The 929-nt window shown below is 66.0% G+C and carries 2 protein-coding genes; both read left to right on the top strand.

Going from position 1 to position 929, the window contains the following annotated elements:
• The first annotated feature begins 409 nt into the window (after nucleotides 1–409).
• Nucleotides 410–694: an IS3 family transposase gene (locus tag MLY01S_RS13175; RefSeq protein WP_167635530.1), complete on the top strand. Its 285-nt coding sequence runs from the start codon at nucleotides 410–412 to the stop codon at nucleotides 692–694.
• Between the two features lie 22 nt (nucleotides 695–716).
• Nucleotides 717–929 (top strand): DDE-type integrase/transposase/recombinase (locus MLY01S_RS13170; protein WP_169795155.1); only part of this gene is annotated, 213 nt, incomplete at its 3' end.

Here is a 929-nt window from a genome sequence, read left to right as displayed (position 1 = left end):
TGGGTTTGGTTCCGATCCAACTGAAGGAGAATCGGAACATGCCCAAGAAGTACACGCCTTCAGCTGCGTGAGCGCGCTGTGCGGATGGTCTTCGAGCGCCAAGCCGCCGAGGGAGGCCCTCGCTCACACTCGATCCGGGCTGTGGCCCGCAGCTGGGCGTAGGCGAGCAGACCCTGCGCATGTGGTGCAACCGCCACGGCCACCAGATAGCACCAGCGCCTGCCGGCGAGAGCATGCAGGAGGAAAACAAGCGCCTCAAGCGTGAGCTCGCTGAAGCCAGGCGCGCGAACGAGATCCTCAAAGCCGCCTCGGCTTTTTTCGCCAGGGAGACTCGAGAAGCCCCACGACGAGATGATCCGGTTCATCGACGAACACCGCGATCAGTTCTTCGGTCGAGGCCATCTGCCGCGTGCTCAGCGCGACGGAGTGTGGGTTCATCACCTCCCGGGCCTACCGCGCCGCGAAGACACGGCCTGCCTCCGCAAGGGCTCTACGAGACGAGCTCCTCATCGAGGAGCTCAAGCGGATCCACGCGGAGAACTACAGCGTCTACGGGGTCCGGAAGATGCACCACGCGATGGTCCGGGCCGGGTGGGAGATCGGCCGTGACCAGGTCGCCCGCCTGATGAAGGCCGCCGGCGTGGAAGGGGGTTCGCCGTGGCCGCAAGCCGGTCACCACGAAGCCCACTGGTGAGCCGGATACCCGCCCTGACTTGGTGGAGCGGCAGTTCACCGCGGATGGCCCGCATCAGCTCTGGGTCGCTGACATCACCTACGTCAGGATCCTGGCCGGGTTCTGCTATGTCGCTTTCATCACCGACGTCTACTCCCGGCGCATCGTGGGTTGGGCGGTCTCGGGCAGCCTGCACACCGCAGGCCTGCCCATGCTGGCCCTGGAGCACGCGCTGGTCTCCACCGGCGCTACCCGC

The sequence above is a fragment of the Micrococcus lylae NBRC 15355 genome (genome assembly GCF_001570885.1).
Classification (GTDB): domain Bacteria; phylum Actinomycetota; class Actinomycetes; order Actinomycetales; family Micrococcaceae; genus Micrococcus; species Micrococcus lylae.
The sequence above is the reverse complement of the archived record's forward strand: the minus strand, read 5'-3'. Positions and strand labels throughout refer to the sequence as shown.